The organism is Shimia haliotis (genome assembly GCF_900114415.1).
GTDB lineage: Bacteria > Pseudomonadota > Alphaproteobacteria > Rhodobacterales > Rhodobacteraceae > Shimia > Shimia haliotis.
Genome location: NZ_FOSZ01000002.1, coordinates 498,900 through 524,955 on the forward strand (window position 1 = coordinate 498,900; position 26,056 = coordinate 524,955).

A 26,056-nucleotide genomic window follows, 5' to 3' on the forward strand; every position below is an offset into this window, starting at 1 on the left:
AACCCACCCGCTCCCCGGATGGTCTTGAAATTCAATGGCTCTATCGCGACTTCCTTTGACTAGGGTGCCAGAAAGTCACCACTTTCTCCAACAATGCGACACCACCATAAAACAATGATCCCGCCAATGCGGCCACCACAATCTCGGCCCAGACCATGTCAAGCGCCAGCCGCCCGACTTCGGTCGAGATGCGGAACCCCATGCCTTTGATCGGGCTGCCAAAAAACTCGGCCACGATGGCCCCAATCAGGGCCAGCGTTGTTGAAATTTTCAGGCCGTTAAAGACAAACGGCATAGCCGCAGGCAGACGCAGTTTCATCAATGTCTGACGATAACTCGCCGCATAGGTCCGCATCAAATCGCGCTGCATGTGATCCGTGGCCTGAAGCCCCTCAACCGTGTTCACCAACATTGGAAAAAACACCATGATCACCACCACAGCAGCCTTGGATTGCCAGTCAAACCCGAACCACATCACCATAATTGGCGCCATACCAATGATCGGCAGCGCAGCGACAAAGTTGCCCACCGGCAGCAGCCCGCGCTGCAAGAACGGGAAGCGGTCGATCGCAATCGCGGTCAGGAACGCCGCGCCGCAGCCAATCACATAGCCCGACAATGCGCCCTTGATCGCGGTCTGCACAAAGTCCGCCCAAAGTGTCGGGATGGACGTGGCAAATGTCACCGCAATCGCGGAAGGGGCCGGCAAAAGAACGGGATTGATCTCTAACCCACGCACAACGCATTCCCAGATCACGATGATCGTCACGCCAAAAAGTGTTGGCACCAGCAACGCCGTCGTGCGGGTTCCGGGCATGGAGGACAGCCAAACGTTCACCCGCCATGCCGCGAGCCAGAATACAAACCCTGCAATCAGCCACGCCATCACGCCATCCCCATCCGCTTGAGAACCACCTTCTGGATCATTCCGATGATCCCCACCAATGCCGCAGCAAGAACCGCAGCCGTGATCAGCGCGCTCCAGATCTGGATCGTTTGACCATAGTAGCTTCCACCCAACAGACGCGCGCCCAAACCGGCCACGGCCCCTGTCGGCAATTCACCCACAATGGCCCCAACCAATGAGGCCGCCATCGCCACTTTCAGCGAGGGAAACAGGAACGGCATCGACGACGGCAGACGGAGCTTCCAGAATTCCTGCGCACGGGAGGCATTCCATGTTTTCATTTGGTCGACCTGCATGTGATCGGGGCTGCGCAAGCCTTTGACCATGCCGACAACAACAGGGAAAAAGCTCAGATACATCGAAATTACCGCCTTCGGCAGCAACCCCGAAATGCCCACCGCGTTCAGAACCACAATGATCATCGGCGCAATCGCAAGGATCGGAATGGTCTGGGACGCAATCACCCAAGGCATAACGCTCATGTCCATGGACCGGTTGTAGACAATGCCAACAGACAAAATAATGCCGAACCCAGTGCCCAGCGCGAACCCCAGAAGCGTGGCACTCAGGGTGATCCAGCTGTGATAAATCAAGCTCCGCTTGGAAAAAGCGCGCCCCTTGGCAACCATCGCGCCAGTGGTTTTCCAGATTTCCGCGCCCACCTGATGCGGCGGCGGCAGTTTGGGTTTTTTCTGGCTCATCGTGTCAGCAATAAGCTCTTTGGTGGTCAACTCCACACCCGCCCGCTCGGCCTTGTCATAGGCCCAAGGCGCATTCAACACGACCGAGCCCGCGTACCAAAGCGCGAAAATAGCGGCGACGACGGTGAGGATTGGAAAAAGATTTCTCATCGCGCCACCTCAGCGCAAATCCCAACGAACTTAGTCATCGCCATGCCCCGCCCGCAGACCATCACGCACGCGATGGGCAATTTCGATGAACTCAGGGCTGTCGCGAATGTCCAAAGGCCGCTCTTTTGGCAAAGTACTCTCAATCACATCCGTGATGCGACCAGGACGCGGGCTCATCACCACAATCTTGGTGCTCAGATACACGGCCTCGGGGATCGAGTGCGTCACAAATCCGATAGTCTTGTTGGTCCGCGCCCACAAATCCAATAACTGCTCATTCAGGTGATCGCGCACGATCTCATCCAGCGCTCCGAAAGGCTCATCCATCAACAAAATATCGGCATGAAACGCAAGTGCCCGCGCAATCGACGCCCGCTGCTGCATCCCACCCGACAGCTGCCAAGGGTATTTTTTCTCAAACCCTTCCAGATGCACCAGTTCAAGCACTTCCTGTACCGCCGCGTCCTGTTCGGCCTTGTCCACGCCCATGATTTCAAGCGGCAAACGGATATTGCCGTCAATCGTGCGCCACGGATAAAGGCCGGCATGCTGGAACACATACCCATAGGCCCGTGCCTCCCGCGCTGCTTTGGGGCTCACACCGTTGACGGTGATGTCACCCGCCGTGGGTTGCTCCAGATCGGCCATGCACCTCAGGAACGTGGTTTTGCCGCACCCCGAAGGCCCGATAAAGGAGACAAAGTCCCCCTTGTTGATCTCAAGGTCCACATCCTTGAGCGCGTGCACAGGCCCGTCGTTTGTCTGAAACGTCAGGCTCAGGTTCTTGGCTGAAATGACTGTGTCGTTCATCTTGGCTCTCTGTTCCCGCTGCGCGGGCTTAGTGTATCTGAGGGCGCCCGCCTCGGCCGCCCTCTGTGTGCTTTCGGGAGGTTACACCCCTGTCGCTGGAATGCCCGACCGTTTCACGGGCTGCGGAGACGTCAGCTCTTTCCAGGTGCTCAGCGCTTTGTTCACGGTTGTATTGGCTTCGCGTGAAACAAACTTGCCGTGGCCTTCTTGTGTCCGGATTTCACCGTCATGTACCGCCACCTGCCCACGGGTCAAAGTGAAGCGCGGCAGGCCCTTGACCTCGTGGCCTTCAAACACGTTGTAGTCAATCGAAGACTGCTGGCTGTTTGCGGAGATTGTCTTGGATTTTTCAGGATCCCAGACAACCAAATCTGCATCTGCGCCCACCAGCACTGCACCTTTCTTGGGATAGCAGTTCAGGATTTTCGCAATATTGGTCGAGGTTACGGCGACAAACTCATTCGGCGTCAGGCGCCCCGTCGCAACACCCTGCGTCCACAGCATCGGCATCCGATCCTCAAGGCCGCCAGTTCCATTCGGAATCTGGCTGAAGTTTCCAACCCCAAAGCGCTTCTGCTCGGTGGTAAAGGCACAGTGATCGGTTGCCACCACACTCAGGCTGCCCGACTGCAGACCCGCCCACAGGCTGTCCTGATGTTTCTTGTTGCGGAACGGCGGGCTCATCACACGCCGCGCGGCATGGTCCCAATCGGAGTTGAAATACTCGCTCTCATCCAGCGTCAGGTGCTGGATCAGCGGCTCGCCCCAAACGCGTTTGCCCTGCATCCGCGCCCGACGAATGGCCTCATGCGCCTCTTCACAAGACGTATGCACCACGTAAAGCGGCACGCCCGCCATATCAGCAATCATGATCGCACGGTTGGTGGCTTCGCCCTCAACCTGCGAAGGACGCGAATAGGCATGCGCCTCGGGCCCAGTGTTGCCCTCCGCCAGAAGCTTCGCGGTCATTTCTGCAACCACATCACCGTTCTCGGCATGCACCATCGCAATGCCGCCCAGCTCTGACAGACGGTTGAACGACGCAAATAGCTCATCATCATTCACCATCAACGCGCCTTTATAGGCCAAGAAGTGTTTGAATGTGTTGATGCCGCGCTGTTCGATCACGGTTTTCATGTCGTTGAAAACCTGCTCGCCCCACCATGTCACCGCCATGTGGAAGGAGTAGTCACAGTTCGCGCGGGTCGATTTATTGTCCCAGCGCTTGATCGCATCCATTAGGCTCTCGCCTTGGTTGGGCAGACAGAAATCCACCACCATCGTTGTGCCGCCTGCAAGACCCGCGCGTGTGCCGCTCTCGAAATCATCGCTGGAATAGGTGCCCATGAACGGCATTTCCAGATGCACATGCGGGTCAATCCCGCCCGGCATCACGTAACAACCGGTCGCGTCCAACTCCTCATCGCCCTTCAGGCCCTTGCCAATCTCGATGATCACACCATTCTCGACCAACACATCCGCCTCATAGGTCAGATCCGCCGTCACAACCGTGCCGTTCTTGATAACCTTCGTCGCCATTCATCCACTCCCTAATTCTTAAAGGCGTCGCCGCGCCAAACCTGCTTTAGCTTCCTATTGCCAAAAATACCTCGGGGGTCTGGGGGCAGCGCCCCCAGCCTTGGCCGTCACTCCACAATCTCCGCGGTCTCGAGCACCGCGTGCAACAGAACGTCGGTCCCTGCCGCCGCCCAGTCCTTGGAAATCTCCTCGGCTTCGTTGTGGCTCAGCCCGTCTACACATGGGCACATGATCATCGCGGTCGGCGCGACCTGATTGATCCAGCAGGCATCATGCCCCGCACCGGAAATGATGTTGGTGTGACTATACCCCAATCGCTCCGCCGCATTGCGCACTGCTGTCACGCAGCCCTCGTCAAATTCAACGGGGTCAAAGCCGCCAACCTTTTCAAAGGAAATCGACAGACCCATCTGGTCCGCGATCTTTTGCCCTTCGACACGCAGCCGCGCTTCCATGTCTTCGATCACCGACAAGTTCGGCGAGCGGAAATCAACCGTGAACACCACCTTGCCCGGGATCACGTTGCGCGAATTGGGATAGACGTCGATGTGCCCTGCTGCCCCCACCGCATCCGGCGCGTGACTCCATGCGATGTCATCGACTTTTTCAAGAATGCGGGCCATCCCCAGCCCGGCGTTCTTGCGCATCTTCATCGGGGTCGACCCCGTATGCGCGTCTTTGCCCTCGATTGTGACCTGCGTCCAGCTCAGACCCTGACCGTGGGTGACCACGCCAATGTCCTTGCCTTCCGCTTCCAAAATCGGGCCTTGTTCAATGTGTAGCTCAAACATGGCGTGCATCTTGCGCGCGCCCACTTCTTCGTCGCCACGCCAGCCGATACGAGCCAGCTCATCGCCAAACTTCAGCCCTTCGGCATCTTCACGGTCATAAGCCCACTCTTGCGTGTGAATGCCCGCAAACACCCCCGAGGACAGCATCGCTGGCGCATACCGCGTGCCTTCTTCGTTGGTCCAGTTGGTCACAACAATCGGGTGTTTGGTCTTGATGCCAAGGTCTTTCATCGTGCGCAGCACTTCCAGACCGCCCAGCACGCCAAGCACGCCGTCATACTTGCCGCCCGTTGGCTGCGTGTCCAAATGCGAGCCGACATAAACCGGCAACGCATCAGGGTCCGTGCCCGGATACTGTGCAAACATATTGCCCATCTGATCAAGCCCCATGGTGCAGCCCACGGCCTCGCACCACGACTGAAACAACGCGCGGCCTTCCCCGTCCTCATCCGTCACGGTCTGGCGGTTGTTGCCGCCCGCCACGCCGGGGCCGATCTTGGCCATTTCCATCAGACTGTCCCACAGCCGGTCCGCGTTCACCTTCAGGTTCTCACCAGGTGCACCCATTGCTTTCACTCCCTATGTCTGGCCCGGGGTCCTGTTCCTCGCGGAACGGTCCCTCGCTGGCGGGGCTCTTGATCTCACGGCCATCCTGACCGTATGGTCAAGTTCAGACGACCACAGCCTGACCAACCGGTCAAGATTTTTTAACAAAGCGGATTTGATGCCCGATCAACAATCTTCTCCCGCCAAAGCCAGCAGCAAAAAAATGCGCCGCCAAGAAGCAGAGGCGCTTATTTTGTCAGCAGCCGAAAAAGTCTTTGCCGAAGCGGGGTTTGGCGGGGCCACCATGCAACTGATTGCCGATGTTGCAAGCCTGCCCAAAGCGAACCTGCATTACTACTTTCCGACCAAGGAAAACCTGTATCGGCAAGTCGTGCAAAACATCTTCCAGATCTGGCTTCAGGCCGCCGATATCTTTGATCAGGCCGACGGGCCCGCAGAGGGAATCGGTGCCTATATCGACGCCAAAATGGAAATCTCGCGCCGCCATCCCGAAGGCTCCAAAGTCTGGGCCGCCGAGGTCATGCATGGCGCGCCGGTCATTCAGGACTATCTCGAGACCACGCTGACGGACTGGACCAACGGCAGGATCGCTGTGATCGAACGTTGGATTGCCGAAGGACGCATGGATCCGGTTGATCCACGGCACCTGCTTTATATGCTCTGGGCCACCACCCAACACTACGCTGACTTCGGCCATCAGATTGAAACCCTGAACGGCGCATCCCCCCTGACCGACGCTCAGTGGGACGCGGCCAAAGCCAATGTAAAACGCATCATTCTCAACGGCATAGGCGCAAATGATCTCTCCTGACGCGCATTCCGCACTCTGTTGATCTGGACAGACCGCCCCGCGCTACTCTAGCCTGCGCAAGACCGCCCAAAGAAGGTGAAATATGACCGAGGCCCCCGCACGCAAACCGAGCCGCATCCAGCAACGCAATCGCAAGATTATCATGGACGCCGCGCTGGACGTTTTTTCGCGCCACGGATACCGCGGCGCCACTCTGGATCAGATTGCAGAGGCCGCCGGCCTGTCAAAGCCGAACATCCTTTATTACTTCGACGGCAAGGAAGACATTCATGTCCAGCTGTTGAACACGCTAATGGAAACATGGCTTGATCCTCTGGAACATATGAATCCCGACGGCGATCCGCTCGAAGAGATCCTCGCCTACGTTCACCGCAAATTGGAAATGACCCGCGAATTCCCGCGCGAAAGCCGGCTGTTTGCCAATGAAATCCTGCAAGGTGCGCCGCGGATGGGCCCGCATCTGGAAACCGGCCTCAAGCCATTATTTGAACGCAAAACCGCAGTGATCAGGGGCTGGGTCGCGCAGGGCAAACTCGCGCAGGTCGACCCGCGCCACTTGATCTTCTCGATCTGGTCGACCACCCAGCACTACGCCGATTTTGATGCGCAGGTTCAGGTTCTGGTGCCAACGGACGAAGACATTCTGGACAGCGCCGACAGTTATCTGGTGCAGCTATTCACCAAGCTTCTGACACCCTGATTTTCTGCCAAACGCTCTCGCCATCTGTCGTTGCCCAGCGGGTGAAGACAGTCGTTGGGTCCGGCACAACTGACACTGAGCCTTCAGGTGTTTTTGAACAAATAGCTTCTTTCTTGTCCAAGTACTCCGGGGTGAGCGCACGGCAACGCAGTGCGTGAGGGGCTGGCCCCTCTCTATTCCAAAATCATAGAAAAACCCCGCCGCAGGAAGCAATGCGCGACGGGGTTTTCTCAGGAGCGGGAGAGCACCCTGATGCAGGCGGGGAACTAATCCTCCTGCGGTATGATTATTCCGCGGCCTTGGCCATCGGATTGTTTGGATGCGTGGTCCAGTTGCCGTATTCCGCAGCCACCGGTGTATCGGTGCGCTCATCCATCTCGCCGGCATCCAGCGTGCGCATGGTGATGCACCCCTCAACCGGACAGACGTTGACGCAGAGGTTACAGGCAACGCATTCGTCATCCTTCACCGTGAAGACGCGATCCTCAGACATGGCAATCGCCTGGTGCGAGGTGTCTTCGCAGGCCGCGTAGCAGCGGCCACAGCTGATGCAATCGTCCTGATTGATCTCGGCTTTGGTGATGTGGTTCAGGTTGAGATACTGCCAATCCGTCACGTTCGGCGTCGCCATGCCAACAAAATCGGCGGTGCTTTCATAACCCTTCTCATCCATCCACTGGCTTAGGCCCGAGATCATCTCTTGCACGATCTTGAAGCCATAAGTCATTGCCGCCGTACAGACCTGTACGTTGCCCGCACCCAGCGCCATGAACTCCGCCGCATCGCGCCATGTGGTAATGCCGCCAATGCCCGAGATCGGCAGGCGCGCGGTCTCTGGATTGCGTGCAATCTCGGCCACCATATTCATGGCAATCGGCTTCACCGCCGGTCCGCAATACCCGCCGTGGGTGCCTTTGCCGTCGATCATTGGCTCGGGGCTCATAGCGTCCAAGTTGACCGAGGTGATCGAGTTGATGGTGTTGATCAAGCTCACCGCATCCGCTCCGCCGCGCAGCGCGGCTTCGGCAGGATAGAGAATGTTGGTGATGTTCGGCGTCAGCTTCACAATCACCGGCAGATCAGTTGCCTCTTTGCACCAGCGCGCCACCATTTCGATATAATCTGGCACCTGCCCGACAGCCGACCCCATGCCACGCTCTGCCATGCCGTGCGGGCAGCCGAAGTTCAGCTCAAAGCCGTCACAACCGGTTTCTGCGATCATCGGCAGAATGCGTTTCCACTCTTCTTCCTCACAAGGCACCATGACAGATGCGATCACCGCATGATCGGGATAATCCCGCTTCACCCGCGCCATTTCCTCAAGGTTCACCTCAAGGGGCCGGTCGGTGATCAACTCGATGTTGTTCAGCCCCAACAGGCGCCGGTCCGCGCCGTGGATCGCGCCATAACGCGGCCCGTTCACATTCACCACTGGCGGCCCTTCCGACCCAAGGGTTTTCCAGACAACGCCGCCCCAGCCTGCTTCGAACGCGCGGCGCACGTTGTATTCCTTGTCCGTAGGCGGTGCAGACGCCAGCCAGAACGGGTTGGGGGATTTGATCCCTACAAAATCACTTTCGAGATTGGCCATTTGCTTATCTCCCCTTACGCCGACAACGCGGCGTTGATGTCTTCGGCGGCGTCGCGCCCTTCGGCCACGGCCGTCACGGTCAGGTCATCGCCACCTGTGGCGCAGTCTCCGCCAGCCCAGATACCGTCAACCGAGGTCCGGCCCGTGCCATCCACCTTGATCTTACCACGCTCAAGCTCCGGCAGGCCGTCGCCCTCAAGCGTCTGACCAATGGCTTTGAACACCTGATCTGCCGGAAGGCAAACAGTCTGGCCTGTCGGTTTCAGATCATCATCCGTGTATTCAAACTCGATCTCGCGCACAGCACCATTGCCAATCACCGCTTTGGGCGAGGCGTTGGTGATGATCCGAACACCCTTGGAGGCCGCCAGATCCTGCTCGAACTCGGACGCATTCATCCGGTCCTTGCCACGGCGATACACCAGCGACACGTTCAACGCTCCCAGCAGTTTCGCCTGCACCGCCGCGTCCACAGCCGTCATGCCGCCGCCAATCACGACAACGTCGCGACCAATTGGCAAGTCGCCAAGATCTTTGGCCTGACGCAGGTCCGCGATGAAATCGACCGCGTCGTCCACGCCGTCTTTGTCTTCGCCATCCACGCCCAGCGCGTTCACACCGCCAAGGCCGATGCCAAGAAACACCGCATCGTAATCTGCCTGCAAAAAGGCGAGTGACAGCCCGTCGCCCAGCTTCTTGCCGGTCTCAACAGTGATGCCACCGATTTTCAGTAACCAGTCCACTTCGCGTTCCGCGAAACTGTCGACCGATTTATAGGCTGCGATGCCAAATTCATTGAGGCCGCCGGCCTTGGACCGTGCGTCAAAGACTGTGACGTCATGACCATAGCCCGCCAAACGGTGCGCCGCCGAAAGACCGGCAGGCCCGGCGCCGACCACCGCGATTTTCTTGCCGGTAGCTTCAGCACGCTCAAAGGGATGCTCACCCGTTTCCACCAGCTTGTCCGTCGCAAAGCGTTGCAACCGGCCGATCTCCACCGGCTTACCCTCTGCCACTTCACGCACACAGACCTCTTCACAAAGAGTCTCCGTCGGACAAACCCGCGCGCACATGCCGCCCAGAATGTTCTGGCTAAAGATCGTCTTTGCGGCTGCCTCCGGCGTGCCGGTGGCGATCTGGCGGATGAACAACGGAATATCGATGTCCGTCGGACAGGCCGTCATACACGGTGCATCATGGCAAAAATAGCAACGATCCGCTGCCACCAGCGCCTCGTGCTCGTCGAAACGGGGATGAATATCCCCAAAGTTCTCGGTCAGTTCCGCAGGCTTCAAACGTCCCGACTGGATACCTTCGCTGAACGGTGTGTTGGACATAATACCTCCCCATACACCTTGTTTGGCTATTGAGGTCAGGCTTGCACAGGTCTTTTGACCGATCAATAAAAAATTTTACCGAAGGGTCAAAAGAATTTCGACGCCCAAAATTTCAGCGCAAATTTCGGGGCTTGGTTGGTTTTCTGGCAAGGCTGTAATTGCACCACCTCGAACCGATTGACTGTCATTTCTGACAGCCTGCGAGATCATGCCTGTGATGCGCAATCCATTGATCAGGTGACAAAATCATGAAATTCACCCGTTTTTTACCCGGAATCCGCGTCCGCCCCAGAATCTTTCTTGCTTTCTTTTTTTCCTTTGGTCTCATAAAGGCGCGAAGTTTCTATTATCGACCATCTGCTCCTATCCGGCACAGGCTCTCGATCAGAATACCCGCCGGGGCGTCGCATGTCGCGGACTGCCACAAACAAGGAGAAGAACGATGGCAACTGGCACCGTCAAATGGTTCAACACCACCAAAGGCTACGGCTTTATCGCACCTGACGAGGGTGGCAAAGACGTGTTTGTGCACATTTCCGCAGTTGAGCGCTCCGGTCTGACCGGCCTCGCGGACAACCAGAAGGTCAGCTACGAATTGCAGGAAGGCCGCGATGGCCGCCAGAACGCGACTGATCTCTCGCTACTGTGATCCTTGATCACGTGGCGAACCCGAAGAGGCGGCCATTTGGTCGCCTTTTTCTATGGGCCGTGCCAATCAACATCGCTTGCGACCTCGACAGTTAGCCGCCCCTTCGGCCAGGGAAACATCAGAGGTGTGACCTCTTTCTCGCTGCCAGTCAGCCAAACCGGCACATCGTGGCGGCGCAACAAAACCCCCATGCGATGATGGATAGGCGCCACATCGGCATTTGGCTCACATGTGACTGTCGCCACCTGAGGCACGCGCCGCCCGCCAGGTGCGGTCCAGACATCTGTAATCGCCGCAAAGATCAATGGCTCTGCGCCAAAAATCCGCCACGCGGTCTTGCGCCGTTTCTCACCGGTCCATTCATACCAACCGTCCACGATCACCACCGCCCGTCCAACGCCGTCAAATGCTGACTTGTCAAAAACCGTTTCCGAGCGCGCGTTGACAATGGTCTCCATCACCGGCCGCCCCCGCGCATTCTTGCGCCCCACAGGCACAATGCCCCAACGCATCCGCTCAAACCCATCGCTGGTCAGACACACGGTCTCTTGTCCGGGGGCAATGTTGCGGCGCGGCGGCTCATCCGCAACCGAAGCTGCGTCCGCACCGATCCACTCCGCAACGACGGGCATCGGTGTTTCAAGGAAAAAACGTCCGGGCATTGGACAAGCCTAATAACCCTTGCGGAGTTTGCCTAGTCCGCCACCACTACTCGGCCACCTCGGCCAGTTCCGCAACATAAGGCCCCAGCACCGCAACAATCCGCGCCACACCTTCTTTGTTGGGGTGAATCCCGTCCGCCTGCATCACCGCCCCAAGATCCTCGGGCGCCACGTCCCGCAGCCCTTCAAAAAAATCCGGCGCCAAGGCCACGCCGTACTCCTCGGACAGGGCACCATACATGCCGTCGAACGCCGCCTTATAGTCCGCCCCATAGTTCATCGGAGCCGTCATGCCGATCAGCAAAACATCCACGTTCGCAGCCTCGGCCGCATCCAGAATGCCAGACAGGTTGGCTTTGCTCACGCTCGGATCAATGCCGCGCAACACGTCGTTGCCACCAAGCGCCACGATCATCGCATCCACATCCGGCCCCAACGTCCAGCCAACGCGCGCCAGACCGCCTTGTGTTGTATCGCCGGACACCCCCGCGTTTTGCACCACCGCCTCAACGCCTTCCACCGCGAGCCACTCCGAAAGCTGCGGCACAAAGCCATCTCCTTGCGGCAAGCCATATCCGTGGGTCAGGCTGTCTCCCAAAGCGGCGATCACCACTGGCTCCGCCACGACAGAAGTTGCGCCGAGAGCCGTAAAAAGACCAAAGGTCAACACCTTGCCCCGTCGGGTCACAGGCCCATATAGAGTAAAACAATTTTCCAACAGGCGATCCCCGCAATGACATCCGTTCTTTCCCTCAAAGATGCCACTTTGGCGCTCGATAGCAATGCCGGTCGGATCGAAATCCTGCACGGGATCTCCCTGGACGTTCACAAAGGCGAGACCTTGGCCCTAGTCGGCCCCTCCGGTTCCGGCAAATCCAGCCTTCTGATGCTGATGGGCGGGCTGGAACGCGCGACGTCAGGCACGATCACGGCGCTCGATCAAAACCTGTCGCAAATGTCCGAAGACGCCCTTGCCAAATTCCGCCGCGAACACATGGGTATCGTGTTTCAAAACTTCCACCTGATCCCCACCATGACCGCACTAGAAAACGTCGCCACGCCGCTTGAACTGGCTGGCCGCAAAGACGCAATGGAATGTGCCCGCGCCGAACTCGACGCCGTCGGCCTCAGCCACCGCGCCGACCACTATCCAAGCCAGATGTCCGGTGGCGAGCAGCAGCGCGTCGCGCTGGCCCGCGCCTGTGCGCCCTCCCCGCAAATCCTTCTGGCGGATGAACCCACCGGCAACCTCGATCAAACCACCGGCGAAACCATCATGGATCTGCTGTTTGATCTGCACGCCAAACGCGGCACAACGCTGGTGCTTGTCACCCACTCAGGCGAACTTGCCAGCCGTTGCAACCGCACCGTGCGCTTGCGCGACGGGCTGATCGCGCCACAGGCCGAGGCCGCTCAATGAGCCTCGCCACCGCCGCCCGCCTTGCCCGCCGTGAAATCCGTGGCGGGCTGCGCGGTTTCACCGTATTTCTTGCCTGTCTCGCGCTGGGCGTTGCCACAATCGCCGCCATCGGTTCCGTGCGCGCCGCCATCGAAACCGGTCTCGCCAACGAAGGCGCGGCCATCCTCGGCGGCGACGCCGAAATGAGCTTCACCTACCGCCGCGCCTCTGATGCAGAACTGGCGTGGATGGCTTCGAACGCCACACGAGCATCGGAAATCATCGACTTCCGCTCAATGGCCGTGGTCCCGCGCGGCGACGACGCAGAGCGCGCCCTGACGCAGGTCAAAGCCGTCGACACCGCCTACCCCCTGATCGGCTCTGTTGCGCTTGATCCCGACATTTCCCTTGCCGATGCCCTTGGAGGCCAAAACGGCTTGCCCGGCGCGGTGATGGGAGGCCTGCTGGTGGATCGCCTCGGCCTTTCTATTGGCGACACCTTCAAACTTGGCGCACAGGAATTTGTGCTGTCTGCACGCCTGTTGCGCGAACCTGACAGTTCCGGTGGCTTTGGACTCGCGCCCCGAACCATCGTCACCATCGACGGGCTGGCTGACTCCGGCCTGATCGCACCAGGCACACTTTTTGAAAGCCGCTACCGCCTGTCCCTGCCCGAAAACACCGACCTCGCTACGATCTCCAAAGATGCAGTCGACAATTTCGAAACGTCGGGCCTGCGCTGGCGCGACAGCCGCAACGGCGCCCCGGGTCTCAGCCAGTTTGTAGATCGTTTCGGCGCGTTCCTGATCCTCGTCGGGCTTGCCGGGCTGGCCGTTGGCGGCGTCGGCGTCTCCACCGCCATCCGCGCCTTCCTTGCCCGCAAGACCGAAACCATCGCCACCCTGCGCAGCCTCGGCGCCACCCGCAACACGATCTTCGCGACCTACTTCCTGCAAATCGGCGTGGTCGCCCTTGTCGGCATCGCCCTCGGCCTTCTGATCGGCGCCCTCGCCCCGATCCTGCTCGCCCCGCTGATCCTTTCGGTCCTTCCCTTTCCCGCAGACTTTACGATCTATCCGCTTCCCCTGCTTGAAGCCGCGCTCTACGGCGCGCTCACCGCTGCCATTTTCACCCTTTGGCCGCTGGCCCGCCTTGAGGATGTCCGCCCCACGTCCCTCTTCCGCGACGCCATGGAAGCCCGCGCGCCCCTGCCAGCACCACGATACCTTTTTGCGGTGGTAACACTCTTTGCCGCCCTGCTGATTGCGGCCTCTCTGCTCTCCGGCTCCACCCGCCTGACCCTCTGGTTCGCCGCCGGAGTGGTCGCCGCCATGGTTTTCCTCAGCCTCGCCGCCACCGCCCTGCGCGCACTCGTGCGCGTCCTCGCCCAGCACCTGCGCACGCAACCGGCGCTGGCGTGGGCCCTCGCCGCCATCGGCCGCGCCCGCGAAGCCGCCACACCTGTTGTTCTGTCCCTTGGCCTTGGCCTCTCGGTTCTGGCAACAGTTGGACAGGTTGACGGCAACCTTAGAAACGCCATCGCCCGCGACCTGCCGGATGTGGCCCCCTCCTTCTTCTTCGTCGACATCCAGCGCGACCAGATGCCTGACTTCTCTGCCCGTCTTGCCGCCAACAGCGAAGTCACCAAAGTCGAGAGCGCCCCCATGCTCCGCGGTGTGATCACCCGCATCAACGACAAGCCCGCGCGCGACGTCGCTGGTGATCACTGGGTTATCGAAGGCGATCGCGGCGTCACCTACTCCGCCGCCATTCCGGAAAACACCAAGATCACCGCCGGCACCTGGTGGTCTGAGGATTACACCGGAGACCCACAAATCAGCTTTGCTGCCGAAGAAGCCGAAGAAATGGGCGTGGCCTTGGGCGACACCATGACCGTCAACGTGCTAGGTCGCGACATCACCGCCACCGTCACCAGCTTCCGCGAAGTGGATTTCTCCACCGCAGGCATGGGTTTCATCATCGCCATGAACCCATCAGCCCTCGCCGGCGCACCGCATAGCTTCATCGCCACGGTTTATGCGTCCGCCCAATCCGAAGCAGGCATCCTCAAGGAACTCTCCACCGCCTTTCCCAACATCACCGCAATCCATATCCGCGAGGCGGTGGGCCGCGTTTCCGACCTCGTGGCGCAACTCGCCAATGCCACCACCTACGGCGCGGCCGCGATCTTGCTCACGGGCCTCTTGGTGATCATCGGCGCCGCCGCCGCAGGTCAACAAGGCCGCACCTATGAGGCCGCCGTCCTGAAGACCCTCGGCGCCACCCGCGCGCAAATCTTGCGCAGCTTTGCGCTACGTGCCGCCCTGCTCGGCGCGGCAGCAGGCATCGTGGCGCTCGCGGTAGGCCTCACGGGCGGTTGGGCCGTGATGACTTTCGTCATGGAAAGCGAATTCGAAGTGATCTGGCCCAACGCGTTTCTGGTTGTGACCACCGGCCTTGCCGCCAACCTGATTGCCGGTCTGATATTCTCTCTGCCGTCGCTGGCAACCCGCCCCGCCCGCATCCTGCGCGCGCGCGACTGAACAAGTTCTACCCGCGCTTTCGCGCTTGAACATGGCACCCACACGAAAAAGCCGGGCGCAAACCCGGCTTCTTCCTATTGCAAAAATACCTTGGGGTAGCGACAGCTTGCTGTCGCAGGGGCAACGCCCCTTATTCCGCGGCCTCGACATAATCATCCATCGGAGGGCAGATGCAGACCAAATTACGGTCGCCATAGGCATTGTCCACGCGCCCGACAGGTGGCCAGTATTTGTCCACTTTGAACGAGCCTGGGGGGAAACATCCCTGCTCACGCGTGTAGGGGCGATCCCACTCTTTGACCAAATCCTGCATGGTGTGCGGTGCGTTCTTCAGCGGGTTATTCTCCGCGTCCATTTCGCCCTCTTCAACCGCGCGAATTTCCTCACGGATCGCCAGCATCGCGTCAACAAACCGATCCAATTCCGCTTTGTTCTCGCTCTCTGTAGGCTCAATCATCAGCGTACCAGCCACCGGCCAACTCATTGTTGGCGCATGGAACCCGCAATCCATCAGGCGTTTGGCGATGTCATCCACCGTAATGCCCGCGCTTTCGGCAAAGGGCCGAGTGTCGATGATGCACTCATGCGCAACCCGGCCTGAGGGTCCTTTATAAAGCACGTCAAACGCGCCTTCGAGCCGCTTGGCGATATAGTTGGCGTTCAAAATCGCCACCCGCGTCGCCTGCGTCAGGCCTTCACCGCCCATCAGAAGCACATAGGCCCAGCTGATCGGCAACAGGCTTGGCGATCCAAACGGCGCCGCCGAAACAGGCCCTTCCTGACCGCCGGTTTCCGGATGCCCGGGCAGATGCGGCACCAAATGCGCTTTCACACCGATCGGCCCCATACCGGGGCCACCGCCGCCGTGCGGAATGCAGAAGGTCTTGTGCAGGTTCAGGTGGCTCACGTCACCACCCACATCACCCGGACGCGCCAGTCCAACCATCGCATTGAGGTTGGCCCCGTCGATATAAACCTGTCCGCCGTGCTCATGAGTGATTGCACAAACATCGTGCACCGTGTCCTCAAACACCCCATGTGTGGACGGATAGGTGATCATGCAGCCCGCGAGGTTCTTGCTGTGCTTCTCTGCCTTGGCACGGAAATCGTCCAGATCAATGTCGCCGTTCTCCGCCGACTTCACCGGAACCACTTTCCAGCCAACCATCTGGGCTGACGCGGGATTGGTACCATGCGCGCTCATCGGGATCAGACAGATGTTGCGATGCCCTTCGCCTCGGCCACGGTGATAGGCCGCAATCGTCAGAAGACCCGCATATTCACCCTGCGCACCCGAGTTCGGCTGCATGGAAATCGCGTCATAGCCCGTGATCTGACAGAGCTTGTCGTTCAGATCCGTGATCAGCTCCTCATAGCCCAGCGCCTGATCTTTTGGCGCAAACGGATGCATCAGCGAGAACTCGCGCCAGCTCACAGGCATCATCTCGACGGCGGCATTGAGTTTCATCGTGCAGGAGCCCAGCGGGATCATCGCACGATCCAGCGCCAGATCACGATCCGCCAGACGCCGCATGTAGCGCATCATCTCTGTTTCGGCACGGTTCATATGGAAAATCGGATGATCCAGATACCCGCTCTCGCGCGCAATCGCATCTGGGATTTTGTATTCGGGATCAAACTCATCGTCCTTGCGATCAATACCGAAAGCCCGCCAGACACGTTCGATTGTGGCCGGACGACAGGTTTCATCCAACGAGATGCCCACTTTGGTCTTACCCACACGGCGCAGGTTGACGCCTTCCTGAACAGCCGCCTGCAAAACGCCGCGCTGAAGCAAGCCGACGTCCACAGTGATCGTGTCAAAATACACATCGGGCTCAACCGTAAAGCCCGCCTCTTCAAGCCCTTTGGCCAACCGCACGGTCTTGCGGTGAATCCGCTGCGCAATCGCCTTCAGGCCCTTTGGCCCGTGGAACACGCCATACATCGACGCCATCACCGCCAACAGCGCCTGCGCGGTGCAGACGTTGGAATTCGCCTTCTCGCGACGAATGTGCTGCTCGCGGGTTTGCAGCGACAAGCGGTAGGCACGGTCGCCATGGCTGTCGATCGACACACCAATGATCCGTCCCGGCATCGCGCGTTTATAAGCATCTTTGCTCGCCATATAGGCCGCGTGCGGGCCGCCATAGCCAACCGGCACACCAAAGCGCTGCGTGCTGCCCACAGCAATATCCGCTCCCATCGCGCCCGGCTCCTTCAGCAAGGTCAGCGCCAAGGGATCCGCCACCACAACACCAATCGCTTTGGTGGCGTGCAACGCTGAGATTTCAGCGGTGAAATCGCGCACATGACCATAGGTGCCGGGATACTGGAAAATCGCGCCAAAGACCTTGTCGGCCTCCAGATCGTCAGGATTGCCCACGATCACTTCGATGTCCAAAGGCGCTGCCCGGGTCTGCATCACCGCAATGTTTTGCGGGTGGCAGTTTTCATCGACAAAAAACGCCTTGGCCTTGGATTTACTGACGCGCTGCGCCATGGTCATCGCCTCGGCACAGGCTGTGGATTCATCCAGCAGAGATGCGTTGGCGATATCCAACCCGGTCAGGTCGCTCATCATGGTCTGGAAGTTCAAAAGCGCCTCAAGACGACCCTGAGAAATCTCCGGCTGATACGGGGTATAGGCCGTGTACCACGCCGGATTTTCCAGAATATTGCGCTGGATCGCTGGCGGTGTGACGGTGCCGTAATACCCCTGCCCGATCAGGCTGGTCAGCACTTTGTTCTTGGCCGCGGTCTCGCGCATGTGGCGCATCAACTCGCGCTCAGAGAAGGGGCGACCAAAATCAAGCGGTTCTTTCTGGCGGATGCGTTCAGGCACCGTATCGTCAATCAGCGCGTCAAGGCTCGCAACGCCCAGCGTGTCGAGCATTTCCGCCATTTCGTCTGGCGAAGGGCCGATGTGACGGCGGTTGGCAAAATCGTATGGCAGGTAGTCGGTTGGCGTGAAGGGCATAGAAAATCTCCTCAGCGGTCTGCGGCAACAGGCACAGAAATGTCGGTTCATGGCTCGATTGGATGCAGAGGACTGCGCCCGAGCCTAGGAGGGGGCGTATGCGCCCTCCTTTGGTGAGGGTCGGGCGAAGTCCGGCCTTCAGGCCGAACCAAACCCATCTCAAAATCAGTCAGGAAGTATAGGCCGAGCCGCCGCCCGAGCGCATCAATCGACGCTTACCCAATGAAATCCTTGTATTCGTTTTCGTCCATATAGTCGTCCATCTGACTCAGATCGGACGGCTTGATCTTAAAGAACCATGCGCCTTCCATCGGATCATCGTTCACCTTACCCGGCTCATCCACAAGCGGACCGTTGACCTCGGCAATTTCCCCATCCAGCGGCGCCAGAATGTCAGAGGCGGCTTTCACGGACTCGATCACACAGACCTCTTCGTCCTTTGTGACTTCGGTGCCTTCTTCCGGCAGTTCCACAAAAACCACATCACCCAACTGTTCGCTGGCGTGCTCGGTGATGCCAACCACCACGAGGTCACCTTCGACACGCAGCCATTCGTGCTCTTCGGTAAATTTCATTGCTTGCTCTCCTGTTGCTCAACGTTTGAAATTGGCAGGCACCAGAGGCATCTTCGCCACTGTCACGGGCATACGTTTGCCCCGCACCTCACCAAAAAGTTCCGTGCCGACCGCAGCTTGCGCCGCGCCGACGTATCCCATGGCCACCGGCCCCTCAAAGGTCGGACCAAAACCACCGGATGTCACTTCACCGATCGCCTCGCCGCCTTCAGCAGAGGCAAAAATTGGTGTGCCCGCCCGCATCGGCGCACGGCCCTGCGGCACAAGCCCAACGCGTTTGCGCGCCACGCCTTCGGCCAAATCTCCAAAAATCCGGTCGGCACCGGGGAACCCCCCTGCACGATCCCCATCCGCTCGCCGCACTTTCTGGATCGCCCAGATCAGTCCGGCCTCAATGGGCGACGTGGTCGCGTCGATGTCATTGCCATACAAGCACAGCCCTGCCTCAAGGCGCAGACTGTCGCGCGCGCCAAGGCCGATGGGCTCAACTTCGTCCATGTCCAACAATGCCTTGGTCACGGCCTCGGCCTGCGTCGCGGGGATGGAAATCTCATATCCGTCCTCACCTGTGTAGCCCGACCGGCTCACCCAGCACTCCGCGCCAGCCAACTCAATCGTGGCCACGTCCATAAAGGTCATCTCCGCGACGGCGTCATTCATGCGCGCCAAAGCTGTTTCGGCCGCCGGCCCCTGCAACGCAATCAGTGCACGGTCAGTGATGACCTCGACACTGACAGCAGGCTCCAAGGCAGATTTCATCCGTGCAATATCGGCGTCCTTGCAGGCCGCATTGACGACGACAAACAAATGATCGCCGCGATTGGCAAACATCAGATCATCCTCGATCCCACCGCCTTCGTTGGTGAAAAGCCCATATCGCTGGCGGCCTTCGCCCAGCCCGAGCACATCCATCGGCACCAAGGTTTCAAACGCGCGCGCCACAGCGTCGTAGCTGTCCCCGCGCAGAATCACCTGCCCCATGTGGCTCACATCAAAAAGACCGGCCTGCGCGCGGCAATGCAGATGCTCTTTCATCACACCCAGCGCATATTGCACTGGCATGTCATATCCCGCGAACGGCACCATTTTGGCGCCCAGCGCGACGTGCAGATCATAAAGCGGTGTGCGGTTCAGCTCACCCATGGACAGCGCCCCTATCATTTCCGGCATTGTCTATGGCAGCCCACAGAACACTCCGGCATCCTCGCTCCGCACGAGGCTCCTCCCCATGCGCGTGATGCCCCCTCTGTCCTTCAGCCTGAGATCGTTATCCCTTCGGCGGACGCCCATTCTGACGCCTCTCTCCAGAGTGTGTTTTGACAGTAAATCGGTCCCTGAGGCCTGAGAGTTTCCGGGGCGGTTGCTCCTTCGGCACCGGAAACATCCGGTTCTCCCGATTCACCTATGGCGAAGAACGTAGAGTGCTGCCGCTCATCTGACAAGCTGAAATTATCGCGCCTTCACGGATGGTTATGCCGTTTGGCACTTCGGTGTCAAAAGCGCGGTCAGAGCATCGTTGCCGCAAACCAACGTGTCCAGACTGACCCGATCAAGCCTCTGATAAAACACCTCAACAGCTTCCGTAAGCGCACCGCGCAGCCGGCAAGCCTCCACCAGCGGGCAGGAATTGTCGACGTCTGCAAAACACTCAGCCAAGGGCACCGGCGCTTCCATGGCGCGAAAAATACTGCCGATTTCGATTTGATCCGCCGACCGCGCCAACTCAAGCCCGCCGTTACGACCGCGCTGGGTTTTGACGACGCCCATCTGCGCCAATTGGTTGATCACCTGAGCAAGGTGGTTTTCCGACGCGTTGCACCGTTTTGCAATCTCATGCTTGGTCACAAGCCGCCCATGATTGACGGCGCAGAACATCAGCACCCTGATCGCGATATTTGTCCGTTTTGTAATGCGCACGACGGTTGACCACCTAAAAAATTGTTGACGTCTTTTGCCCTTTGGCCGCCGCCTTGGCATTGACATGGATCAACGCAATGCGCGACATGCACGCATGAGCGCGCCCTATTTTTTCGGCTATGGCAGCCTGGTAAACACAAAAACCCACGCATACAGCAACGCCCAACCGGCCCGCCTCGCCGGCTACAAGCGCGTCTGGGTCGCCACCGATTTGCGCCCCTTCGCATTTCTTTCGGCCGAACCGGACGCCGCCACATCCATCCAAGGTCTCATCGCTCACGTGCCAAACGACGACTGGGCCGCACTGGATCAACGGGAATTTGCCTACGCCCGCTTGCCCGCCACCTCGGCTGTCACGCATCCCCTGCCCGACCCTCTATCCATTGCGGTCTATTCTGTCGCGCCCGAACGGCGCGCGTCCCGCTCCGAGCCGCCCAAAATCCTGCTCAGTTATCTGGACGTCGTGATCCAGGGCTATCGCAGCGTGTTTGGAGAAACCGGTGTTGCCGACTTCTTTGCCACCACCCACAAGTGGGGCCCGGTCCTCAATGATCGCGCGTCACCGGCCTATCCGCGCCACCAGCGCCTCAGCGCGCAGGACACGGCGCTTGTTGATCAATTCCTCGCAGCGCAAAACATACCGGTCGTACCCTACGCGCCGTAACGCTTGCAGGGCCACGCACTTGAGCCCCGCAATCAGGCCCGAACGGGCCAGATCGCATTTAGATCCTGTACCCCCGTGACAATCAACTCTTCCAAAACGCTGATGTTCACATCGGACAACTTGTTGATATACAGACAACTCTTTCCTGCCTTGTGCTTGCCTAACCGCGCCAGCAAACTCCCGTAGCTCTGATATCCGGGGAGGATGTAAATCGACAGATTGACCTTGCGCGGGCTGAATCCACAGGCTAGAAAATCGCCCTCCCGTCCGCTGTCATAGCGGTAGTGATACTGCCCGAACCCAACAATCGACGGCCCCCACATAACCGGCGAAAAGCCGGTGCATTTTCGAAAAATCTCCAAGAGAGCAAAGCCGTCTTCACGCCGCCGGTCATGCGTGATCTGCGCCAGAAAATCCTCTGGTCGCACATCTGTCGGAACTGTCTTGTTGGCGTTCATTTCGTCACCTCAAATCAATTTATCGCGATTTTCGATCCAATCCTAAAAAATCGCCGTATACTTCGTGATATATCAAATATCGATTTTATTAGAACGCAGGAGAGGACCCATGCTTAAGACCCCCGCTATTTCCCGCCGCCATTTGCTCGCCGGTGCAGCTGCACTGCCTGTTGCCGCTGCCACAGGCACTCAAGCGACCGCCGCCGCCGACATGATGGGCGTTGCGCAGACCCGTTTCAACCGTATGAAACTCGGCAGCTTTGAGGTGACGACACTTCTCGTCGGAACCCGCACCGTCGAAGGGCCGCAAAATATCTTTGGCATGAATGTTTCGGCTGACGAGTTCGCCTCCGCCTCTGCGGCCAACCGGCTCCCAACCGACGCTGCACAATTTTTCTTTACGCCGACCGTCGTGAACACAGGATCGGAGTTGATCCTGTTTGACACCGGTCTCAGCCCCGAAGCAATCTCTTCCGCGCTTCAGGCTGCAGGATATTCCACCGATCAAGTCGACACCGTTGTGATCACCCACATGCACGGCGACCACGTTGGCGGCACGGCTGGAGAAAACGGCGTCACCTTTGCCAACGCCAAACATGTCACGGGCGCGGCCGAGATGAATTTCTGGGCTGGCACCGACAAAAACAAAGCCTTTGAGGGCAAAATCCGCCCGCACATGGACCGTTTCGACATGATCGACGACGGCGCCTCCGTGGCTTCCGGTGTGACCGCGATGGCAGCCTTCGGCCATACTCCGGGCCACATGGGCTATCTGCTTGAAAGCGACGGCCAACAGATGCTGCTTGGGGCAGATTTCACCAACCACTACGTGTGGTCTCTGGCCTATCCCGATTGGGAAGTGAAATTCGACATGGACAAATCCGCCGCAGCGGCCACCCGCCGCAAGGTGCTTGGCATGCTCGCCGCCGACAATGTGCCCTTTGTGGGATACCACATGCCCTTCCCCGCAGTTGGCTATGTCGAAACCCACGGCGACGGCTTCCACTACAGCCCCGCCAGCTACCAATTCATGATGGGCTAACCCCTCTCCGGCCCATCAACCGGTCAGCGCCCTACAAATAAAGGGCGCTGGCCACCAAAAAGAAGATCAACACACCAAAGACATCATTGGTTGTGGTGATAAAAATGCCCGTCGCCACCGCAGGGTCCAACCCCAACGCGCGCAACAAGAACGGGATCAATGCCCCCAAAGTGCCAGCAATTGTCGTCACCAATGTCAGCGCCAGAAACGCGGTCAGCGCCAACATATGCGGCTCCGACAACGGCAGAGCCAAACTCAAAATCATCACCAAAATCGCCGTGATGGCACCGATGCTCAGACCATTTGCGACCGCGCCCAGACATTCCCGCATCATCCGCGCGCCGAAATCACCGCGCCAATTTGTGCCCGAGGTCAGGGTTTGCACAGACACCGTGGACGCCTGAATACCTGCATTGCCCGCCGTGGCCATCACCACCGGAATAAAACTCGCCAGCACCGCCGCCTGAGCTAGGGCCTCCTCGTAAGAGCCAATCACAACTGCTGCAAAACTTGCGCCGCACAAACCGCCGACCAACCATGGCAGTCGCCGCTTCAGGATTGTCAGCGGCCCATCAAACTGGGTTGTTGCGGGTGAAACCGAGCCCATCACCAGCATGTCTTCCTCGACTTCGTCACGCAAAATATCGCCCAGTTCGCGCGGGGAAATGCCCCCGACCAGTTTGCCCAACGCATCCACGACCCCAATCGCATGGACCCCTTTTTCGCGCGCCAACTTCAAGACATCCTCGCGGTCAGTGTCCGCACTCACGATTTCCAGATCCGCATTTACCATCTCGGACAACGACACGTCGTCAGGTGCTTGCAAAACATCTCGAAACCGCAGAAACCCCAAGGGCTTACGCGCCTCGTCCACGACAAACATCATGTCGATTTTGCCAATCTCTTGGCTGCGTGCGCGGATGTCCTGTGTCAACTGACCCACGGTCCAATTCACTGGCGCCATCAAAACACCCAGCCGCATCACCGTGGCCGCGCTATCATCCCGCGCTTGCAATACAGTCGCGATGCGCTCTGCATCCGGCAAACCGGCGAACACCTTGGCGGCAAAGGCCCGCGGCAACTCCAAAAGAGTGTCCACCGCCTCATCCACGTCCATCATGCCAATAATGTTTGAGAACGTCGCTTCGCTTTGAGGACTGTAAAGAACCGCGTGCAGATCACTATCGAGTTCGCTCAGAACCTTCAGGCCAAGGCTGTCAGGCAACCAGTCAAACACCAACCGCGCCCGCGCAGGCCGCAATTGCAACAGACAGGCCAAAGTGTCCGCGGGCGCCCAATCCGCCGTCGCGGCCAGAACCGCGGCGCGATCTCCTGCCATGACCAACTCGTCAATCCGACGCAGCGTTGCTTTGTTGGCAACCCGTCCCGCCTCTTCGCGCTCATCCTGCCAGATAAAGGTGCCCATATCGCGCTCCGCCGTGTCCGCGCGGGTATTTCTTGCCCTGCGCTCTGGTGCCTAAATTGCCAAGTCCCGCCATGAACTGCACGGAAATTGCCGTTTCGTCCTGTCACGATCTGCCGCTATAGCCGACTGCGCGGCACCAGCCCCCTCAGCTTTCGTCGCGGAAGCGGTTCACAATCGGATAACGGCGGTCCATCCAGAAAGCCTTTTTGCTCAACCGCGCACCGGGTGCCGACTGGAAACGTTTGTATTCACTGATATAAACCAGATGCTCGACCCGCTTGACTGTGTCGCGATCAAAACCGGCAGCGACACACTCCGCCACCGATTTCTCCTGATCCACCAGCATCAAAAGAATAGCATCCAGCACATCATAAGGCGGCAGGCTGTCCTCGTCCTTCTGGTCTGGACGAAGCTCCGCAGACGGCGGCTTGTCGATGATATTGACCGGAATGACCTCTCCCTCCGGTCCCGCCATCCAATCCCGATGGACCGCATTGCGCCAGCGCGAAGTCTCAAACACGCGGGTTTTGTACATGTCCTTGATCGGATTATATCCGCCCGCCATGTCGCCATAAATCGTGGCATAGCCCACCGCGACCTCGGATTTGTTGCCCGTGGTCAGAAGCATCTCGCCAAACTTGTTAGAGAGCGCCATAAGCAACAGCCCCCGCAGGCGGCTCTGGATGTTCTCTTCCGTCAGCCCGGGCTCGGTGCCTTCAAACAACGGCGCCAGCGTGTTGGTGATCGCCTGTCGCCCTTCGGCAATTGGCACAAAATCATATCGTACACCCAACCGCTCCGCGATGTCCTTCGCGTCGCCCAAGGACTCCTCGGAGGTATACTCGGACGGCAACATCACACAGCGCACATTGTCGGCGCCTAGCGCATCCACTGCAATCGTCGCGACCAACGCACTGTCGATGCCGCCCGACAGACCCAAAAGAACCTTCTTGAAGCCGGTTTTGCCCATATAGTCGCGCAACGCTTCGACACAGACGCGGTAGTCCTGCTCCTCGCCCGCCGGCAAAAGAGCTTTCGGCCCGTCCTTACAACGCCACCCCGCGGGGGTGCGCTCAAATTCCACGTGGGCAACAACCTCGTCAAACACAGGCAACTGCATCGCCAGCTCCCCACCGGGATTCAGCACAAAAGAACCGCCGTCAAAAACCTGATCGTCCTGACCGCCCACCATATTGAGGTACACAAGCGGCAATTCGGTTTCGATCACGCGGGCGACCATATGGTTCATGCGTCGGTCAAACTTGTCGCGGTAATAGGGGCTGCCATTGGGCACCACGAGGATTTCCGCGCCGGTCTCCTCCAGCGTTTCCGCCACATCCTCAAACCACGCATCCTCGCAAATCGGGCTGCCCACGCGCACGCCGTTCACGTCATATGGTCCACCCATAGGACCATGATCAAACAGGCGCTCTTCATCAAAAACCGTGTAATTCGGCAGGTGGTGCTTCAGCTGGCGATGCACAATCTTGCCGCCCTTCAACACGAAATAGGCGTTGTATAGCTTGCCGCCCTCGACCCAAGGTCCGCCTACCGTCACCACAGGCCCATCAGCGCAATCCACCGCCAACTGTTCGATCTCGTCCAGTGCTGCCGCCTGCAAAGCAGGCTTCATGATCAGGTCTTGCGCATTGTAGCCAACGATAAACATCTCCGGAAAGGCCACCATATCCGAGCCAGCCGCCTTGGCCTCCGCCCAAACGCTGCGCACCTTGTCGGCGTTACCGCGCAGATCCCCCATCACCGGATTGGCCTGCGCCATGGTCAAGCGGAACGTGTCTGACATCGCCCTGCCTCCTGCTGAATTTCGTCGGCCAAA

23 protein-coding genes and 2 riboswitches are annotated in these 26,056 nt (G+C 59.0%); of the genes, 7 read left to right on the forward strand and 16 right to left on the reverse strand.

The genetic code is table 11. The features are described 5' to 3' along the window. Positions 1-40 precede the first annotated feature (40 nt). The 5 genes from BM069_RS07840 to BM069_RS07860 all read right to left on the reverse strand — a co-directional run bounded on the left by BM069_RS07840 (position 41) and on the right by BM069_RS07860 (position 5,465). Positions 41-886: an ABC transporter permease gene (locus BM069_RS07840; protein WP_093322549.1), complete on the reverse strand. Its 846-nt coding sequence runs from the start codon at positions 884-886 to the stop codon at positions 41-43. Further along, entirely contained in the window at positions 886-1,758 is an 873-nt protein-coding gene (locus BM069_RS07845; protein WP_093322552.1) for an ABC transporter permease, read from the reverse strand. Before BM069_RS07845 ends, BM069_RS07840 begins: the two co-directional genes overlap by 1 nt. 30 nt (positions 1,759-1,788) lie before the next feature. Further along, positions 1,789-2,568: an ABC transporter ATP-binding protein gene (locus BM069_RS07850; RefSeq protein ID WP_093322555.1), complete on the reverse strand. Its 780-nt coding sequence runs from the start codon at positions 2,566-2,568 to the stop codon at positions 1,789-1,791. Between the two features lie 81 nt (positions 2,569-2,649). Then, entirely contained in the window at positions 2,650-4,107 is a 1,458-nt protein-coding gene (hydA, locus tag BM069_RS07855) for a dihydropyrimidinase (protein ID WP_093322558.1), read from the reverse strand. Positions 4,108-4,214: 107 nt separating this feature from the next. Next, on the reverse strand, positions 4,215-5,465 hold the full coding sequence (locus tag BM069_RS07860; RefSeq protein WP_093322560.1) for a Zn-dependent hydrolase: 1,251 nt from the start codon (positions 5,463-5,465) through the stop codon (positions 4,215-4,217). A 202-nt stretch (positions 5,466-5,667) separates the two neighbouring features. On the opposite strand from BM069_RS07860, the gene BM069_RS07865 reads away from it, so the two are divergent. Together BM069_RS07865 and BM069_RS07870 are read left to right on the forward strand one after the other, a co-directional pair. Further along, entirely contained in the window at positions 5,668-6,276 is a 609-nt protein-coding gene (locus BM069_RS07865) for a TetR/AcrR family transcriptional regulator (RefSeq protein ID WP_244503563.1), read from the forward strand. 82 nt (positions 6,277-6,358) lie between these two features. Further along, positions 6,359-6,976 carry a TetR family transcriptional regulator C-terminal domain-containing protein gene (locus tag BM069_RS07870; protein ID WP_093322565.1) on the forward strand — a complete coding sequence of 206 codons (618 nt, stop codon included), beginning with the start codon at positions 6,359-6,361 and terminating at the stop codon, positions 6,974-6,976. A 286-nt stretch (positions 6,977-7,262) separates the two neighbouring features. On the opposite strand, the gene preA is transcribed toward BM069_RS07870, so the two are convergent. Together preA and BM069_RS07880 are read right to left on the reverse strand one after the other, a co-directional pair. Continuing rightward, a complete protein-coding gene (preA, locus tag BM069_RS07875; RefSeq protein ID WP_093322568.1) occupies positions 7,263-8,567 on the reverse strand; it encodes an NAD-dependent dihydropyrimidine dehydrogenase subunit PreA in 1,305 nt (434 codons plus the stop codon). Between the two features lie 14 nt (positions 8,568-8,581). Beyond that, entirely contained in the window at positions 8,582-9,904 is a 1,323-nt protein-coding gene (locus tag BM069_RS07880) for an NAD(P)-dependent oxidoreductase (RefSeq protein ID WP_093322571.1), read from the reverse strand. A 442-nt stretch (positions 9,905-10,346) separates the two neighbouring features. Between BM069_RS07880 and BM069_RS07885 the strand changes: the two genes are divergently transcribed. After that, positions 10,347-10,553: a cold-shock protein gene (locus BM069_RS07885; RefSeq protein ID WP_093322574.1), complete on the forward strand. Its 207-nt coding sequence runs from the start codon at positions 10,347-10,349 to the stop codon at positions 10,551-10,553. 50 nt (positions 10,554-10,603) lie between these two features. On the opposite strand, the gene BM069_RS07890 is transcribed toward BM069_RS07885, so the two are convergent. Then, the gene (locus BM069_RS07890) at positions 10,604-11,215 is read right to left on the reverse strand and encodes an SOS response-associated peptidase (RefSeq protein ID WP_093322577.1); all 612 of its coding nucleotides are present in this window, start codon (positions 11,213-11,215) and stop codon (positions 10,604-10,606) included. 46 nt (positions 11,216-11,261) lie between these two features. Further along, positions 11,262-11,885, reverse strand: a complete 624-nt coding sequence (locus tag BM069_RS07895) for an arylesterase (RefSeq protein ID WP_093322864.1) — start codon at positions 11,883-11,885, stop codon at positions 11,262-11,264. Positions 11,886-11,948: 63 nt separating this feature from the next. On the opposite strand from BM069_RS07895, the gene BM069_RS07900 reads away from it, so the two are divergent. After that, the gene (locus tag BM069_RS07900) at positions 11,949-12,635 is read left to right on the forward strand and encodes an ABC transporter ATP-binding protein (RefSeq protein WP_093322579.1); all 687 of its coding nucleotides are present in this window, start codon (positions 11,949-11,951) and stop codon (positions 12,633-12,635) included. Then, positions 12,632-15,157, forward strand: a complete 2,526-nt coding sequence (locus BM069_RS07905; protein WP_093322581.1) for an ABC transporter permease — start codon at positions 12,632-12,634, stop codon at positions 15,155-15,157. The genes BM069_RS07900 and BM069_RS07905 overlap by 4 nt, the downstream gene beginning before the upstream one ends. Positions 15,158-15,287: 130 nt before the next feature. Here the strand turns inward: BM069_RS07905 and gcvP are convergent, their stop codons facing one another. The 4 genes from gcvP to BM069_RS07925 form a co-directional block, all read right to left on the reverse strand. Next, a complete protein-coding gene (gcvP, locus tag BM069_RS07910) occupies positions 15,288-18,137 on the reverse strand; it encodes an aminomethyl-transferring glycine dehydrogenase (RefSeq protein WP_093322584.1) in 2,850 nt (949 codons plus the stop codon). A 215-nt stretch (positions 18,138-18,352) separates the two neighbouring features. After that, positions 18,353-18,712 (reverse strand): glycine cleavage system protein GcvH, encoded by a 360-nt coding sequence (gene gcvH / locus BM069_RS07915; protein WP_093322587.1) that lies wholly within the window; start codon positions 18,710-18,712, stop codon positions 18,353-18,355. A gap of 18 nt (positions 18,713-18,730) precedes the next feature. Continuing rightward, on the reverse strand, positions 18,731-19,855 hold the full coding sequence (gcvT, locus tag BM069_RS07920; RefSeq protein WP_093322589.1) for a glycine cleavage system aminomethyltransferase GcvT: 1,125 nt from the start codon (positions 19,853-19,855) through the stop codon (positions 18,731-18,733). 93 nt (positions 19,856-19,948) lie between these two features. Next, a riboswitch (glycine riboswitch) is annotated at positions 19,949-20,030 on the reverse strand. After that, positions 20,031-20,118, reverse strand: a riboswitch (glycine riboswitch). 64 nt (positions 20,119-20,182) lie between these two features. Then, positions 20,183-20,629, reverse strand: coding sequence for an RrF2 family transcriptional regulator (locus BM069_RS07925; protein ID WP_093322591.1), 447 nt, complete (start codon positions 20,627-20,629; stop codon positions 20,183-20,185). 64 nt (positions 20,630-20,693) lie between these two features. Between BM069_RS07925 and BM069_RS07930 the strand changes: the two genes are divergently transcribed. After that, a complete protein-coding gene (locus tag BM069_RS07930; protein ID WP_244503565.1) occupies positions 20,694-21,293 on the forward strand; it encodes a gamma-glutamylcyclotransferase family protein in 600 nt (199 codons plus the stop codon). A 32-nt stretch (positions 21,294-21,325) separates the two neighbouring features. On the opposite strand, the gene BM069_RS07935 is transcribed toward BM069_RS07930, so the two are convergent. After that, positions 21,326-21,751, reverse strand: a complete 426-nt coding sequence (locus BM069_RS07935) for a DUF1801 domain-containing protein (RefSeq protein WP_093322594.1) — start codon at positions 21,749-21,751, stop codon at positions 21,326-21,328. A 109-nt stretch (positions 21,752-21,860) separates the two neighbouring features. Between BM069_RS07935 and BM069_RS07940 the strand changes: the two genes are divergently transcribed. Then, entirely contained in the window at positions 21,861-22,793 is a 933-nt protein-coding gene (locus BM069_RS07940; RefSeq protein WP_093322596.1) for an MBL fold metallo-hydrolase, read from the forward strand. A gap of 31 nt (positions 22,794-22,824) precedes the next feature. Here the strand turns inward: BM069_RS07940 and BM069_RS07945 are convergent, their stop codons facing one another. Both BM069_RS07945 and BM069_RS07950 read right to left on the reverse strand, forming a co-directional pair. After that, positions 22,825-24,219: a magnesium transporter gene (locus BM069_RS07945; protein ID WP_093322599.1), complete on the reverse strand. Its 1,395-nt coding sequence runs from the start codon at positions 24,217-24,219 to the stop codon at positions 22,825-22,827. Positions 24,220-24,364: 145 nt separating this feature from the next. Continuing rightward, complete coding sequence (locus BM069_RS07950; protein WP_093322602.1) at positions 24,365-26,023, reverse strand: NAD+ synthase; 1,659 nt, start codon at positions 26,021-26,023, stop codon at positions 24,365-24,367. Positions 26,024-26,056 lie beyond the last annotated feature (33 nt).